The 16,822-nt window shown below is 41.8% G+C and carries 13 protein-coding genes; 4 read left to right on the top strand and 9 right to left on the bottom strand.

All coding sequences use genetic code 11. From position 1 onward, the window contains the following. Positions 1–59: 59 nt before the first annotated feature. On the bottom strand, positions 60–1,184 hold the full coding sequence (gene porV, locus BM176_RS16150; RefSeq protein WP_090104791.1) for a type IX secretion system outer membrane channel protein PorV: 1,125 nt from the start codon (positions 1,182–1,184) through the stop codon (positions 60–62). Between the two features lie 61 nt (positions 1,185–1,245). After that, on the bottom strand, positions 1,246–8,547 hold the full coding sequence (locus tag BM176_RS16145; protein WP_143097829.1) for an Ig-like domain-containing protein: 7,302 nt from the start codon (positions 8,545–8,547) through the stop codon (positions 1,246–1,248). A gap of 293 nt (positions 8,548–8,840) precedes the next feature. Between BM176_RS16145 and BM176_RS16140 the strand changes: the two genes are divergently transcribed. After that, positions 8,841–9,470, top strand: a complete 630-nt coding sequence (locus tag BM176_RS16140; protein WP_090104787.1) for a response regulator — start codon at positions 8,841–8,843, stop codon at positions 9,468–9,470. Here the strand turns inward: BM176_RS16140 and BM176_RS16135 are convergent, their stop codons facing one another. Further along, positions 9,471–10,241: a rhamnogalacturonan acetylesterase gene (locus BM176_RS16135; protein ID WP_090104785.1), complete on the bottom strand. Its 771-nt coding sequence runs from the start codon at positions 10,239–10,241 to the stop codon at positions 9,471–9,473. Between the two features lie 4 nt (positions 10,242–10,245). After that, the gene (locus tag BM176_RS16130; RefSeq protein WP_090104783.1) at positions 10,246–10,911 is read right to left on the bottom strand and encodes a DUF6250 domain-containing protein; all 666 of its coding nucleotides are present in this window, start codon (positions 10,909–10,911) and stop codon (positions 10,246–10,248) included. A 138-nt stretch (positions 10,912–11,049) separates the two neighbouring features. Between BM176_RS16130 and BM176_RS16125 the strand changes: the two genes are divergently transcribed. Next, on the top strand, positions 11,050–11,655 hold the full coding sequence (locus BM176_RS16125) for a TetR/AcrR family transcriptional regulator (RefSeq protein WP_177230426.1): 606 nt from the start codon (positions 11,050–11,052) through the stop codon (positions 11,653–11,655). 21 nt (positions 11,656–11,676) lie between these two features. Here the strand turns inward: BM176_RS16125 and BM176_RS16120 are convergent, their stop codons facing one another. Then, positions 11,677–12,501 carry a LamG domain-containing protein gene (locus tag BM176_RS16120; RefSeq protein ID WP_090104779.1) on the bottom strand — a complete coding sequence of 275 codons (825 nt, stop codon included), beginning with the start codon at positions 12,499–12,501 and terminating at the stop codon, positions 11,677–11,679. A gap of 144 nt (positions 12,502–12,645) precedes the next feature. On the opposite strand from BM176_RS16120, the gene BM176_RS16115 reads away from it, so the two are divergent. After that, a complete protein-coding gene (locus BM176_RS16115) occupies positions 12,646–12,888 on the top strand; it encodes a DUF6965 family protein (RefSeq protein ID WP_090104776.1) in 243 nt (80 codons plus the stop codon). Between the two features lie 46 nt (positions 12,889–12,934). On the opposite strand, the gene BM176_RS16110 is transcribed toward BM176_RS16115, so the two are convergent. After that, positions 12,935–14,083, bottom strand: a complete 1,149-nt coding sequence (locus BM176_RS16110) for a putative sensor domain DACNV-containing protein (RefSeq protein ID WP_090104774.1) — start codon at positions 14,081–14,083, stop codon at positions 12,935–12,937. A gap of 165 nt (positions 14,084–14,248) precedes the next feature. Then, positions 14,249–15,331, bottom strand: a complete 1,083-nt coding sequence (locus tag BM176_RS16105) for a 3-oxoacyl-ACP synthase III family protein (protein WP_090104963.1) — start codon at positions 15,329–15,331, stop codon at positions 14,249–14,251. 163 nt (positions 15,332–15,494) lie between these two features. Here BM176_RS16105 and BM176_RS16100 point away from each other — a divergent pair, with 163 nt between their 5' ends. Continuing rightward, positions 15,495–15,935 (top strand): nucleoside deaminase, encoded by a 441-nt coding sequence (locus BM176_RS16100; RefSeq protein WP_090104772.1) that lies wholly within the window; start codon positions 15,495–15,497, stop codon positions 15,933–15,935. A 35-nt stretch (positions 15,936–15,970) separates the two neighbouring features. Here BM176_RS16100 and BM176_RS16095 read toward each other — a convergent pair whose 3' ends face one another. Both BM176_RS16095 and BM176_RS16090 read right to left on the bottom strand, forming a co-directional pair. After that, positions 15,971–16,429, bottom strand: coding sequence for a NanQ anomerase/TabA/YiaL family protein (locus BM176_RS16095; protein ID WP_090104771.1), 459 nt, complete (start codon positions 16,427–16,429; stop codon positions 15,971–15,973). 76 nt (positions 16,430–16,505) lie between these two features. Continuing rightward, entirely contained in the window at positions 16,506–16,775 is a 270-nt protein-coding gene (locus BM176_RS16090) for a hypothetical protein (RefSeq protein WP_090104769.1), read from the bottom strand. Positions 16,776–16,822 lie beyond the last annotated feature (47 nt).

Below are 16,822 nucleotides of genomic sequence, written 5' to 3'. Positions count from 1 at the left end.
TACTCAAAGCAGCCCTCTTCGTAGGCATAGGGATATAGGATAGATAATATTCTTGGTTCTTACGGAATGTTTACTGTTACTCCAAACCGGAGTGTATTGGATAGAGGACTTCTTGTAATACCGTTGCCTGAAGGAACTACATACGCGATATTAAACATGGCTGTAGTATACTTATAACCAATACCTGTAGTGATATAGTTACGACCTCCATGATATTTATCTTCATAGAAATAACCTGCTCTTATAAAAAATTCATTATTATAGCTGTATTCTGCACCCAGAGATGTCTGGAAGGCCTTTAATCCACCGTTATTACTCCCGAAAGACTTAAAATAACTTTTCAACACATTGTATTCGTAATAGTTGGCAATGCCTACTGAATCAGTTGGGGGCACAGGTGTCAGTAATTTATTCACGTCAAGCCCAAACTGAAATTTACTTTTGCCATCCATAGGCAGGCTGTAGGCTGCCCCCAGGCCAAAGTTGGCAGGAAGGTATTCTTTGGAATTAGAATTACTGCTGTAGTTCATTCTTGAACCCAGGTTTGTTAAAGTAAGACCAGCAGCAATCCCTTTCCCATCTTCGTTTACTGCATTATAGAACATGGAAACATCCATACCAAAGGCATTCCCTGCCTTATATGAAATCAATGAATTACTGGCGGTTCCACTAGCCAGTTTGGAATAAATATAGCGGGCCGCCAGCGCAAGACTTAGCTTGCCGCTCAGCTTACGGGCATATCCTGCTTCCAGTGAGAATTCTTTGGGATGAGAACTACCAAGTGGATTACCGGAAACATCAGAGAACTGGAGGTTACCCAGGTTGAAATATCTCAGAGAAGCACTGATAGCCTGCACCTCATCCAGTTTGTGATAACCGGTAATGGTTGCCAGGTAGATATTACTACTGATATCCCTTAACCAGGGAGTATAACTGGCTCCTACCCCATTGGCTTCTTTATTAAATACAATTTTAGAAAGATTATAGAAAGATGCATTCGCATCAGGAGATGTAGCAATTCCTATTTCCCCCATCCCACCCGCACGGGCATCCGGAGATACCCGCAGGAACGGAGCAGCAGAAGTAGCAACATTGATGATTTTATTCTGTGCCTGGATCGTCACCGGAATTCCCATCGCAAACAAAGCAGCCAGTGAGGCGGAACGGAAAGAAAATCGTATCATCTGATAAATTTAATAGTCTATAAAAGTCCCGGCAACAATAGCTGCCGGGATAACTTTTGGCTTATCTGGCTATAACAACTGTTGTATTATAACTGTCTTTCTTAGTCTTTACCAACAGTACATAACTACCTGAAGGCAATCTCTGCACATTTATACTCAATACTCCATTCATAATAGTAGCAGAACGGTTTTGTAATACCTGGCCGGCCATGTTCGTCATGGAAACAAAGACATCCTCTCCTGTAATACCATCAAAACGTACGTTGATAACATCTGTTGCCGGCATCGGATATACCTGGCTAATACCTGCCGGAGTACGCATATCCAGTGATAATAACTCAGATGCGCTGTTGCCATTTCCAATAACATCTACACCCGCACCTGCTGGTACAGTTACTGTTACAGTACCATTAACTGCAGGAGAAATCATTATCTGGTAAATACCTGAAGATACCTGCAGGAAACCGGTTACTTTACCATTCGTTACTACTACATCATCCCAGCTAAATTCACTCACACTTTCAGAGAATGTAGCCGTTACAGTTACTGTACCATTTACAACAGTACCATTAGCCGTATTGGTACTCAGCTTAACCGTAGGACCAACAAGGTCTATCGTTAATTTAACTGTTTCACTATGTCCGCTCTCATTGCTACCATCCAGTTTAGAGGCAGTAACATTGATATTATGAACGGATTCAGACAGCGGAGGATTGTAAGTATAGGTCCAGTTGCCATTTGCATCTACCAGTGCAGTACCACTCTTTGAACCATCTGTATATATGGTGATCAATGTTCCTGGTTCTCCCTGGCCGGTAATAGCCGGTGTGGTTGTATTTACAGAACCATTTACACCTGGCAGTCTCGGAGGAAGCGGAACAGCCGGGAAGAAAGAATCCACAGCGAAAGGTAAGTCCGCACTCTTTCCACTTGTATTACCCGCAGCATCTGTAGCTGTTACAGTCACTACATGCAGACCATTTTTAATGGCTGGATCAAAAGTGTAAGTCCAGTTGCCATTAGCATCGGCGGTAGTAGTACCCACTGCAACATCACCATCATATATAGTAACAGTACTATTAGCTTCTGCTGTCCCTATTATGGTAGGTTTATTAGTTTTTATTACTCCATTTATGCCATCCACCAGAATTGGTGTTGTAGGCGTAGATGGTGCTTTTGTATCTATTATAATATCCAGTGCAGGACTGCTTTCACTTATATTTCCAACAGCATCTGTAGCGGTTACCGTGATAGTATGTGGGCCATCAGGTACTGCTGTAGGGAAAGTAAAGGTGTAGTTGCCACTGGCATTTACCGGAGCGGTACCTGCAATTACGCCGTTGTTATAAACAGTTACAGTACTGTTTGGCTCTGCTTTACCTGTGATTGTTGGATTTGAACTATTAATAAGACCATTATCGCTACCTACCAATACCGGAGCTGTTGGCCTGCCCGGAGCATGTGCATCTACAGAGAAGTTAAGGGCAGGACTCACAGGACTTATATTACCTGCTGCATCTGTAGCAGTGACAGTAATTATATGATCACCATCTGTCAGGTTTGTAGTAAAGGTATAAGTATAATTACCGCTGGCATCTGCTTTAGCAGTACCTACGGCTACCCCTTCACTGTAGATTGTAACTATGCTGTTAGCTTCTGCCTTACCACTAATGTCAGGCGTAGCATCAGCTGTAACACCATTCACACCACCTATTAGAACGGGTGCCGGTGGTCTTGCAGGACCATGTGCATCAACTGTAAAATTCAGCGCAGGACTAGCAGCGCTGGTATTACCTGCTGCATCAGTAGCCGTTACCGTAACACTGTGCACCCCATCTAATAACTCATTAGTAAAGGTATAAGTATAATTACCGCTGGCATCTGCTGTAACAGTAGCTACCATTGCACCATCGCTATAAATAGTAACGGTGCTGTTGGGCTCTGCAGAACCTTTAATATCAGGTGTAGGATCGGTGGTGAGATCATTAGTTCCACCTACTAATAAAGGTGCTGGCGGAGTAGCCGGCGCTTGTGTATCTACTTTAATATTCAGTGCAGGACTGGCGGCGCTGGTATTACCTGCCGCATCGGTAGCGGTAACAGTAATAGCATGTGCACCATCCGTCAGGTTTGTTGTAAATGTGTAGGTATAACTACCACTAGCACCAGTCGTAGTAGTACCTACCTGAACACCGTCGCTATAGATAGTAACAGTACTGTTAGCTTCTGCAACACCTCTGATGTCGGGAGTAGCATCATTAATCACACCATTAATACCGCCTACCAAAACCGGAGCTGGTGGAGTTGCAGGTGCACCGGTATCTATAGTGATACTCAGCGCAGGACTCATAGCGCTCACATTACCAGCTGCATCTTTATCTTTCACGGTGATACTGTAAGTACCATCTACCAGGGCTGTTGCGAATGTGTAAGTATAATTTCCACTAGCATTGGCAATTACAGAATCAAGAACTACACCTCCTTTATAAATGATCACAGTACTGTTAGCTTCTGCAGAACCGGTAATTGTTGGTTTGTTATTACTGATCACACCATTAATGCCGCCTACCAGTACAGGAGCAGGTGGTGTTGTTGGTGAAGTCGTATCTACAGTGATGTTCAGTGCAGGACTCATGCCACTCACATTGCCAGCTGCATCAGTAGCAGTTACTGTGATAGCATGTGCACCATCTGTCAATCCTGCTGTAAATGTGTATGTGTAATTACCACTTGCATCAGCAGTAGTAGTACCTACTGACATACCATCACTATAAATGGTAACAGTGCTGTTAGCTTCTGCAGAACCGGTAATAGTTGGTTTATTATTATTAATCACACCATTATTGCCGCCTACCAGTACAGGAGCAGCAGGTGTGGAAGGAGCATTGATATCTATGGTGATGTTCAGCGCAGGGCTCATGCCACTCACATTACCAGCTGCATCAGTAGCAGTTACTGTGATGGAGTGTACACCTTCTGTCAGTCCGGTAGTAAAAGTATAAGTGTAATTACCACTTGCATCAGCGGTAGTGGTACCTACTTGTACACCATCACTGTAAATAGTAACAATACTGTTAGCTTCTGCTACACCCTTAATATCCGGCGTAGCATCATTAATCACACCATTATTACCACCTACCAATACAGGAGCAGCAGGAGTAACAGGTGCGTTAGTATCTACTGTGATACTCAGTGCGGGGCTCATAGCACTCACATTCCCGGCAGCATCCTTGTCTTTCACCGTAATACTATAGGTAGCATCCGGCAGGGCTGTAATAAATGTATAAGTATAGTTACCACCGGCATCGACGGTAACAGAATCAATAGCCACGCCATCTTTAAAGATAATGACTGTACTATTGGCTTCTGCCACACCAGTGATTGTTGGTTTGTTATTATTAATCACACCATTATTGCCACCTACCAGTACAGGAGCAGCAGGTGTAACAGGTGCACTGGTATCTACTGTGATGCTCAGCGCAGGGCTCATAGCGCTCACATTACCTGCGGCATCCTTGTCCTTCACCGTAATACTATAGGTTGCATCTGGCAGTGCTGTAACAAATGTATAAGTATAGTTACCACTTGCATCGGCAGGAACAGAATCAACAGCCACACCATCTTTAAAGATGATCACTGTGCTATTGGCTTCTGCCACTCCCTGAATAGTTGGTTTACTGGTATTGATCACACCATTATTACCACCTATCAATACAGGCGCTGATGGCGTTACCGGTACACCGGTATCTATGGTGATGCTCAGCGCGGGACTGGAAGCACTCACATTACCAGCTACATCTTTATCTTTTACTGTAATGCTATAAGTACCATCAGCAAGCGCGGTAATAAATGTATAAGTATAACTACCACTTGCATCGGCAGGAACAGAATCAAGCACTACCCCATCTTTATAGATGATCACAGTAGTATTAGCTTCTGCTATACCTGTGATGGTCGGTTTGTTATTATTAATGACACCATTATTGCCACCCACCAATACAGGCGCTGCTGGCGTTACAGGTACACCGGTATCTATGGTGATGCTCAGCGCAGGACTGGAAGCACTCACATTACCAGCTGCATCCTTATCCTTTACTGTGATGCTATAAATAGCATCTGGCAGTGCAGTTGTGAATGTATAAGTATAGTTACCACCTGCATCAGCTGTTACAGAATCAACAGCTACACCATCTTTATAAATGATAACAGTACTATTAGCTTCTGCAGAACCAGTGATGGTGGGTTTATTATTATTCGTCACACCATTGTTACCGCCTACCAATACCGGCGCGGATGGCGTTGTTGGCGCAGTAGTATCAACGGTAATGCTCAGCGCAGGACTGGCAGCACTCACGTTACCTGCAGCATCTTTCGCCTTTACCGTAATGCTGTAGGTTGCATCAGGCAGCGCAGTAACAAATGTATAAGTATAATTACCGCTTGCATTTGCTACAACAGAATCAACTGCTACTCCATCTTTAAAGATGATAACAGTACTGTTGGCATCTGCAGTCCCCGTGATAGTTGGTTTGTTATTATTGATCACCCCATTATTTCCACCTACCAGCACTGGTTTTGCCGGAGTGGCAGGAGCTGTAACATCTACTGTTAGTGTAAATATATCACTGGCAACACTGACATTACCTGCTATATCTGTTGCTGTAACAGTAATATTGTGAGAAGTGACAGTTAAAGTACTGGAAGTAAAAGTCCATTTACCTGTAGAATCTGTTGTAACAGTACCCAGAGAAGTAACTCCATCATAAATAGTTACCTCTGTGGCTGGCTCGGCAGAGCCGGTCAATACAGGCGTCTGGGTATTAGTAGCATTACCACTACCAGCAGCCAGTGCTGGTGTGCCAGGTTTAGCCGGAGCTGTAAGGTCTATTGTAACCTGGAATACTGTACTCACAGCACTTTCTACAGAAGCAACCGTAGCAACAGCTGTAAAGTTGTAAGTACCATCTGTTAATATGGTACCGGTATAATCAAACATCCAGTTACCTCCACCATTAGCGGTTGTAGTACCTATCCCACCAAGATCCTCCCGGGTTAGTGTAATAATGGCATTTGAGGGACTGGTTCCCCTGATCACCAGTGTAGCATCATTTGTGATCTTGTCTGAATTGCTACTGCCACCATCAGTGGTTATCCTTACAATAACTGGCGCTGCAGGAGCACTCCTCATTATTCTGCTATAGTCAATATTCAGTACAACATCACTCGCATAACCACCATATTCAACTACATAACCCAGCAAGGAAGTGAGAGGAAGGTCATTCCATTTACCGTTATTAGTAGAATATAACTGTACAAACTGCTCGTTCGTATTTTGGTAATTATTAGGTTCTCCAGCATTCCAGTTCATGAAAGCGCTACCTACAGCCACAGGATTTGTAAGCGTAGTAGAAATGGCCTGTCCTTTTTCCGGACCTGTTATCCAGTAATAGCGTCCATCTGCAGCAGTTTGGTTTGCATATAGCGTACTCCCTGCAGCACCATTGATCTCCTGATAATTGCAGGATGCCCCCACCCAGCCATCAGATGAAAGTTTGGCCTTTATAAAATCATTTTCAATTTGTGATGAACTCGTAGCAAGATATCCCTGTAATCCATACAATGTTCTGGTTGCCGCTGCAGCTTTTGCATTAATCCAGTTCATTGGAGTAGTAACATATTCGTAATAATGCGGCTTTGAACCTACAGTATAACTTACAACACTCCCTAATACAAACCGGATAGTTCTGTCTGCAATGTTGCCACTGGTGGTTCTGAATGTAACAGTTCTGTACAAATCCTGCCATTGAGCAGCCGTAGCTGTTCCTGTAAATGCCAGGATACCTGTTCCTGTATTGTAGGAGGCTGTTACTCCAGAAGGTAAAGCTGCCGCTGTCCAGGCAAGCAAATCTCCTGATACAAAACCTGTATCAACATATACCTGTCCGTTAGTAATGTTATCACTACCTTTTACCTGGATCTGGTTATCAACAACTGTTGCAGCTGTAAAAGCTGATTTCTGAAATAAACCTTCATTAGGAGAAGTAATAGACGAAGCATTACTGGTAGCAGCTACTGTAGCTAATGTAAAGTAGTCTCCTTTTGTAATACTTACATTAGAGATACATACCCTGTCTACAAATATTGTAATACCGGTACTCACAACTGTGGCATCACTAAAATTACCATCCTTATCTATCAGTAAAGCAAAATTACCTGAATTGGATACGTCAATACCTAATCCTTCCAGGTTAAAACAAATATCTACTGTTCCGATGTTACCGTTAAGATCTGCTCTCCACTTCTGTGTTAAACGGGAAGTGTAAAGAGGAGGTGTTTCGGAAGAAGAAGCATATCCCTTGCGGTCATTGGCAAATGTTAAGACAACACCTGCTGTAGAAGTAGAAGACGGATTAGTCACCATCACAATATCACTGGAAGCAGTGCTTATTGTATAATTACCGCCACAGGCCGATGCAGGTTTACCTACACCATTAATATCATTATTAATAGGAACACCTAATGTATAATTTGCACCTACGTTAATGAAGTCGACTGTATATTTATTAGCCAGATAACGGTTCACGGTTTCAAGTTCACAATCTGTCAGTTTACGATTATATATGATGATCTCACTAACATCTCCATTGAAATAATTATCATCACCATCCAGCCCTATCTTAAAAACAGATTGACCGCTGGAGGCAGCAGTCATGTCAGTAAACGTTGATAATTTCTTTCCATTAATATAAACGGCTGATGCGTTACTGGCCCCGGTATTCACTCCGGTTGTCACCTGTCCGCTATAGATTCCGGTTACCAGCCTCGTTTCGCCCACAGCGGAGGCCCCTGCGATGACGGCCGCTGTACCTCCTGTAGATAAACTACCATCTGTGGTCCCTGTACTCCATTTAGAATTAAAGAAGCGCTGCTGGCTGCCATTATCATTACCCCATACAGCCTGGTTGCTACCATCATTGGTTCCCTGTCTATATACAGCAAAAATGGTAACTACCGGAGCAGTAACAGCCCTGATATCCAAACCACTTACTGTAAACCCGGTACCCACTGAAGAAGATGTTCTGTTGAAGTGTATAACAGGAGTACTATTCGCTCCTCCACTGGTATAAGTAGCTGTATTGGTACCTGAAGATGTAGCATTATGATTATTGCCTGACTTGTCTTTCCATGTAGTAACCGTACTTCCAACTGTTGGAGTGGCTCCTCCCGCGTTCACATCAGATGCATCCAACCACAGAACGGTACCACTATTAACTCCAGCGGGGCCTGTCTGTGCTGATAAAACAATGCTGTACAGACAGCACAATAAAGTGATGCCCAAACATTTAAGTAGAAATAATCTCATTTTTACATTTAATTAATTAGTAGATCCTACGCCACGACGAATGTGGACATTAGTCTATCAGCACATATGTTTATTAGAATTAAAAGAAATTTCATAATCGGTATAGGTTCGCATATAACGCAAAAATACATAATATAAAAAGATGTTTTATTATAATTTTTTTCAATACATTGTAGTACTATTACTACAAATAATAGATGTCGTAACATGTTCGTACACTTCTTTTTTATTTTCTTAGGTATATGTACTTGAAAATCTGATGTTGTAACGTATTTTTACACAATAACCTCGTTATGCATAACATTTTGGTTGTAGATGATCAGGAAGTAGTTCGCTACGGAACAACGCTCATTCTACAAAAAACGATTGAAAATGTACAAGTCAGCGAAGCCGGAAATTTCGACGATACGCTAAAAATGCTATCGTCAAAGCCATTCGATCTGGTAATCCTTGATATTGACATGCCAGGGGGGAATAATCACCAGATGCTGGATGTTATAAGGCTCAGACATCCTGATATCAAGATCCTTATATTTTCCAGCTACGATGAACAGATTTACGGATGGCGTTACCTGGAAGCAGGTGCCGATGGTTTCCTTTCCAAAAAAATGGGAATAGAGGAGATAAAGAATGCCGTAAAAAGCCTGCTGAGGAATGAGAAATATCTCAGCCCCCTGTTAAAACAAACGTTGCTGAATAACATCAGCAATAAAAAATCAATTACCTCTAACCCGTTAGACCGTCTTTCCAACCGGGAAAGTAATATCATGCAATTGCTGATCAAAGGCACCAGCGTAGCAGAAATTGCACAGCAACTCAGCTTACAGATTTCTACTGTAAGCACCTATAAAAAAAGAATCTGTGAAAAGCTGCAGGTGTCCAATATTGTGGAGATGATAGACAAGGTGCAGCTATATAGCTGATTATTTCAAATACTTATTTAGTGATAGTCCTTTCAAAGATTGAATACCGGCTATTACTTCTGCGGCATTTAACTTTGCACCAGCTTCCACTGTATGTGTATGATCTTTAGTCCCAAAGTAAGTGCTGGCAACTTTTGCCTCTCCTTCTTTATCATAAATATCTGCGATCAACCCGTTTAACTCAATAAATAAAGCACCTTCTTTTTCTGCAGTCGTTTTGGCCCATAATCCATAATCTGTTGTTGCACGTGCCACCTTTCCATCTTTCCATACATTACGGGGTATTGGAGAGCAAACTACAGGAATAGCACCCTTTGCTTTTGTTTCACTGATTACTTTGGCGAGATACCATCCATAGGTATGTACTACTTCCTGTTGTTTAGTAATAGGATTAAATATCTCCCTGCTTTCCGGTCCGGTGCCTTTAATAGTTCCACGGGCACGGGCTGTATCATCCAGTGGGCCGCCATCATTATGACCGAATTGCATAATTACATAATCGCCTGGTTTTAACCTGGTAAGAATACTGTCCCATAAACCTTTGGTCTGGTAAGAGCGACTACTGGTACCTCCCAGGGCACGATTGCTGACGGTGATCTTTGCAGTATCAAAGTAATCTCCTATAAAATGGCCCCAGCCCCATTGATCATTATCTCCTTTATCTTTACCATTCTTAACAGTGGAATCACCAATCAGGAATAACGTGGGCTTACTTTGCTGGTTACCAAGCAATAAAACAGATGTGATAAAAGTTAAAAACAGTTTGTACATAACGTTAAAATAATTGATAAATTCTTAAATGGTTAATCTCCTGTCGAGACCAGGTGGAACGGAATCCGAAATATCCTGATTTTAAGGGTACAGGATCTGCATATTTAAAGTAAAGTACATCATCTACCCAATAACTACTAACTCCATCTTTTACTATTATTGTAATCTTGTATTCCTTTCCTTTTTGTAATAAGTGGTCTGCATCCTTATACTCCTGTAATAGTGTTCTGGTGCCATTGCCTTCGTACTTGCGAAAGCGGGTAGTACTGTTGGTATTACCTCCCATCCCTACATAATACAATTGCAGTGAATCATATTGCTCCAGCACACCGGTACGCGTGAACAGATTTTGGTTGCGCGGATCTTCTGCCATCCAGAACTGATTAAGATCTGAAAGCCTGTCGTTTTCTTTACCATCTACCAGCACTTTTCTTTTATATTCAATCTTTATATTTCCACGTAAACGCAGATTTAACCAGACTGTCACGCCCCCCTTTGTATCCATCACCAGTTTGCCATGATCCGTATATACAGATGAATGAGGACCAGGAACCATTTCAATGATCCATTTTGTACTATCGCCGAAATGATCTTTAAAAAGGAGTTTCTTCCGTTGAGCAAATGAGCTAAGCAGGATAAAGCTGAAAAGGATACTTAATATTATTTTCATGCACTATTTTGTTTGCTGGCTCTCTACATAATCCAGTATTGTACTGATTTCTTTTCCAGGCCCATTAGTCTATCGGCACTGTAGACATAAAGATATTAAAATAATATTATTAATTTCATGTACCAAATGGTCGGTATTATGAAGGAGTCAAAAGAACATATATTGATTACATCACTTAAACTCTTCCTGCAGAAAAGCTTCAAAGATGTAACGATGAAGGATATCGTAGAAGGGGCAGGTATGTCCAAGGGTGCGATCTACCACTATTTCAACAGTAAAGAACAGGTGTTTGAAGAGGTAGTTGAACATTTCTTCATAAATATGATGATGACTGACCTTAATGCAATTCCGTTACATTCATTGAAACAATTTTATACAGATCTGATATCTGATATGGAAGAAAAGAGAAAGAAGCGGGGGAAACTCATCCACGAGAATAAGGATGATCCATTTAATGTCAATTATTATTATCTCATTTTTGATGCTATGAAAATCCTGCCGGATTTCAAGGAAAAGCTTTTTGCTCACCAGAAAGAAGAAATAAAGGTATGGACATACCGGATAAAGCATGCCCGTGAAGCTGGTGAAATAAAATCAGCCATGACGGATGCACAACTTGCCAAATTGTTTATTTATTCCGGTGATGGTGTAGGTATCAGTATGATCATGGAAGAGACAAGCAACAAAATGAAAGCCGAAATAAAAACCCTTTGGGATGGATTGTACAATTCTATTAAAGCGTAAAAACCACAGATTCCTTAACAACTAATTGGTTCTTGTTCTTCCGATGTAGATATTACGGACATTCAGATAAGTATCTGCCGTAGGACCGGGACTGCCACTGGAGCCTTCCATCTGCATATTAATGATTACATACAACGGCTTGCCTACAAAATTGGCATTATGCACGGCCTTCCATACCCCATCAATATAATAATGAATATCTACATTGGTAGCGCTCACTTTAGAGATCCACACCCGGTAAGTATGCCAGCTGCCCGGAGAGGATACTGTTGTTAACGTACTGGAAACATCGGAGGATGTTCTGAAAGTATTCTGCCAGTTGGTAGCACTTCCTTTAAATTCCATTATATCACTTTCCGGTGGCCAGCTGTTTACTCCGGTTAGCCAGAATGCAGGCCATGAACCCTTTACAGTAGGTACCTGGAAATCACCTTTTACTTCCCAGTTTGGAAACTGGTCATTTACCAGGATATGTTCTTTTGTATTCACTGCACCGGAATGATAATGAATGGGCAGATAAGGATCTGCACTGCTATTTCCCTCATTCCAGCTAATCTTTGCAGCTTTGATAGTTAATACGTTATTGCTGAGATAAATGTGGTTATGATCTGTACTGCTGCCATACATACGTGCAGTACCGTTATGATCAGATCCCCATGGATAGAGGTAATTAAAAGCAGCTTCAAATGCGGTGTAGCTGGCAAATGCTGTATTGTCTAACACCGTTTCCCAGGTATCTGCAGCAACGGCAGCTACCTGTTGCTCCTGTAAAGTAAGCGGTTTAACAGTCGCCGTTTTCTGACAGGCAAATAAAAAGGGAACCATCAATACAAATATTGTTTTCATAAAGTGGGTTTTGTGAGATGAATGAATATAGTTGCGGAATCTGTGGCCAGTGTTGGGTTTTTAAATGATCAGTGGTTAACGAATGATCTTCACTTAACAATATAACAAAAAAAATGGACAGATATTTGCTATAAGCCTTTTAATATGAAATATGCCGATAAAGACATCCAGGAGATGGAGGATTTTTTTAAAACTGCCGAATTGCCACAATCAATTGAGTTATCTAAAGGAAGTAACATTATCGATCTTCCAGCTTTTGTGTTCAGCCACATGGCTATTATCAAATTAAGAAAGGGAGTAGCGCTGTTTGAAGTATTTTACGACCGCCTTCTTTTTGTAAAAAACAAAATATCGGCTATGGCTGATGCGCCTCAGGAAGCAGCATAATTAAAAAGTAAAGAGGATCACTTACGCGATCCTCTTTACTTTTTAATTACAATAATAATATATCAATACGATGTGCCTGAACCATTTTCGCCTGTTCCGACCAGGAAAAGATGGTAAAATATCCATCCTGCGAGGCTACCAATGCCAGGGAACCATTCTGATCATGAACAAACTGTGCTGCTGAAAAGTGCCGCGTTCCTCCTATACTTGAAGGGTGTACTAATACAGGAATCCCCCCTATAACAGGTTCCATCATCAGCATCTGATCTACCGGTGTTGATTTTCCCGAACGGGTAATTTTGGCACCAAATGCCATCAGCTCAAGCTGATCATTGATCAGCGTAGCACCATCAACAGCCGTAAGTCCTGTAATATTCTCCACCTCTCGCTTTAAAGCACTCTGCCAGTAAATTTCAGTCACCTTGCTGCCATCCTGCCGGATCAGATCTGCTACCCCGGAAAATGCGGGGAACACCGGATACTGAAGTGGATGAATAATAGAGTCCCGCCAGTGATCATTATTTGAAGGTGTAACCAGCAAAATACCTCCCCGCTTATGTGCCCGCATTGATACCGCTATCTGGATCAATACATTTACAGAATCATTCCACAAAGGCGAAGAATTAAGACCGAGTAAAGAAGTAAGAATGGCAGGGCTATCCGGTAACAATCCCCTGCTTTCATCTACCACCTTCACCTGGTCACCTTTCAGCACTGCCACATTCGTGAATTTACCCAATCCTACTAACCGCCGGTGTTTTACTACCAGCAACCCCGGTTCAGACACATCCAGTACAAAGCAGAAGTTAGGAAGTTTGATAGTAGTTCCCCAGATATACAATTCATTGCCATCATGCCATACACCTACATGCACACCTGCCCGCTCTACACCAGGTGCCAGTTTAGTAAGCACTTTCACATTGAGTGGCAACCGCTGCTCAAACAATAATGGCTTTCCTGCCTGACAGGGTTGCAGAAATGCAAGAGAGATCTTCGTTGTATTTCCTTCTTCTCTCCCCAGGCTTGCCCAAAATGCCACATCAATCATATTCTCTACGATAACTGCATTAGGCACTGTTGCCAGGTCTTCTTCACCTTCTGCCTTTGCCGCTGCCAGATGTTTCAGAAAATGTTCTTCTATTGTGCCGGCTACCTTATTGGCAGCCTGATAAGTAGATTCATACATTAACTCCATAAAAACTGATTAACCAGGATCACATCAAAAATAACCTCAAAGCTATAGAAAAACAGCATAGTGTTTGCCCGACCCCTGAAATTGTTGTACAAAGCATTGATGGCAAATATTTTGCAAAGATGGCTGCAGCAACCGGATCATGGGTAATTTCCTGGAGTAAACGATTTAGAGCCGGTAACAGATAGCATTGATATTCATACCGGCACCCACTGATGCAAAGAGAACAACATCTCCCTGTTTAAGTTGATGATCTGGTATGGTTCCCTTTCTCACCATATCAAACAATGTTGGCACTGTTGCAACGGAGCTGTTGCCCAATTCACGGATATTCATCGGCATTATATTCACCGGAATATCTTTAATACCGTACAACATATAGAACGCCTTTATAATGGCAATATCCATCTTTTCATTTGCCTGATGGATAAAGATTTTCTTTACTTCACGGATGTCTACTTCACTCTTTGTTAAACATGCCTTCATCGCTTCAGGAACATGCTTCAGGGAAAATTCATATACTTTGCGGCCCTGCATCTTAATATAACGGATACGTGGGTCTGCATCAGGGAAATAAGATTTCCCCATAAAGATGTAATTCAATTCTTCCTGGACAAAGGACTGTGCAACAGCGCCCAAAATACCTGGTCCGTCCGGAATAGCTTCCTGTCCTTCTACTATTACAGCACCGGCACCATCACTGAATATCATGCTATCCCTGTCATAATTGTCAATCACACGGCTTAATGTTTCTGTACCAATTACAAGGCATCTTTTAGCCTGATCGGATTTAAAGAAAGCATCTGCCTGGATTAATCCCTGGATCCACCCCGGGCAACCGAATAACACATCGTAAGGGATGCAGGAAGGATTTTTTATTTCAAGGGCCAGCTTCACACGGGAAGCAAGGGAAGGCACAGCATCTGATTGAATCGTATGCTTGCTTACGTTCCCAAAATTATGCGCAACAATGATCTGATCAATTGTTTCAGGATCAATACCTGCATCCTCAATCGCAACAGCGGCAGCAATAGCCGCCATATCTGAAGCATTCATTTCAGTATTCGCATACCTCCTTTCGTAAATCCCTGTTATCTGTTCAAACTTTTTTATAATATCTAAAGCGGCATTTGGAATACGTTCCTGATGATCGTCATAAAAATCATGTATGGCAAATTCATTGTTACTCTTTTTATTGGCCGGAATAAAACTACCGGTACCCGTTATTATTGTTCTTATCGGAATAAACATACCTGAATTCATTAGTTAACACTAAAACGACCAGTCAATCCAATGACCAGAATTTCATAAGGCAAAGATAGTCATCCCCAAGGTAAGTCTAATTGATAACAAACAACAATAGATATGAGTTGAAAAAGTCATACATTAACTTACCTTTATACAAATAAGAACGATGAACAGGGATCACGAATTTTATATGCACAGGTGCGTGGCACTGGGTATCCTGGCAGGTCACCGGGGAGATAGCCCTGTAGGGTCAGTTATTGTAAAAGACGGTCATGTTATCGGGGAAGGTATTGAAGGAGGAAAGACAAACATGGATATTACCTTCCATGCCGAAATAGAAGCCATCAGGCATGCTACGCATGCTTTGAAAAGCCAGGATCTTTCAGATTGTACCTTGTATACAACGCATGAACCCTGCATTATGTGTTCTTATGTAATCAGGCACTCCAAAATAAATACGGTGGTAATAGGAATTACAACCGGCGAGATCGGCGGATATAGTTCTCAATATCCTGTTTTACTGGACACATCCATTAAAATATGGGGTACTCCCCCCACATTGATAACCGGGATCCTGGAAGATCATTGCAGAGACCTGCGTAAATAATTACCATCAGGCTGCTATCCATATAAAAAATAATGCTATATACCTGAACTTATCTTAATCACTACCTTTTTAACTTGTGCAGGTGCATTTATACGAATATTAGGCATATGCAGATCTGAGGGGAAGAAAATAGCAAAGTTGCCCTGATCCAACCGGGAAAAGAATGCAGGAGTTTCTGCAAACAGCATAAAATCCGTCAGTTCGTCATAAGCTTTGGAAGGTAGTTTCTCCTGGAGAAAATCATGCCCTACCAGTTCCGCTCCTTTCACAATATATTGTACATCAATATACTTCTTATGGGATTCCATCTGTTCATCTGCGGGATCAACAGTTTCATATTCATTTACAATGGCAAAGATATTAGTACCATCAATTTCATATTTGCCCTTTGCCACTTGTTCAAAGTCAGTTTGTGTCAGGTATTCAAAAGCTTTAATAAAACGGGGGCCCAGGCCATAGTACAAATGGGCATTCTGTAGTGTATCGAGTATCATAAGATAAATAATTCGGCGCAAAAATAGTTATTTGCCCGTATAAGCCAACCCATCATATTTTAAATGTGCCCATATCCTAACGATTGATCTCGTTCAGCAGTATGGCGAATTCCTTCATATGCTCCATCGTTGCTGCAATATTGTTTTCTGTTGACTGGAACAATGCCCTGAATACTTCCATTTTATCCAGGAGATCCGCCGGTGCTGAAGGATACTTTTTCAGGATCGTAATACTTTCTTCTACCTGCAACAATGCATAGCCGGAGAGTTTAAAGGAATAAGGAGGCTCCCTGAAATAAATTCTGATCTCCGTCAGCCGGGTAACATCCTGATTGCTCAATTTCATACCTATTAATATTTAAATTTTGCTGTCGTATTACCACACTTACCCGC

This window comes from Chitinophaga sp. CF118, from assembly GCF_900112615.1.
Taxonomy (GTDB): Bacteria; Bacteroidota; Bacteroidia; order Chitinophagales; family Chitinophagaceae; genus Chitinophaga.
This window is presented reverse-complemented; position numbering and strand designations above follow the sequence as displayed.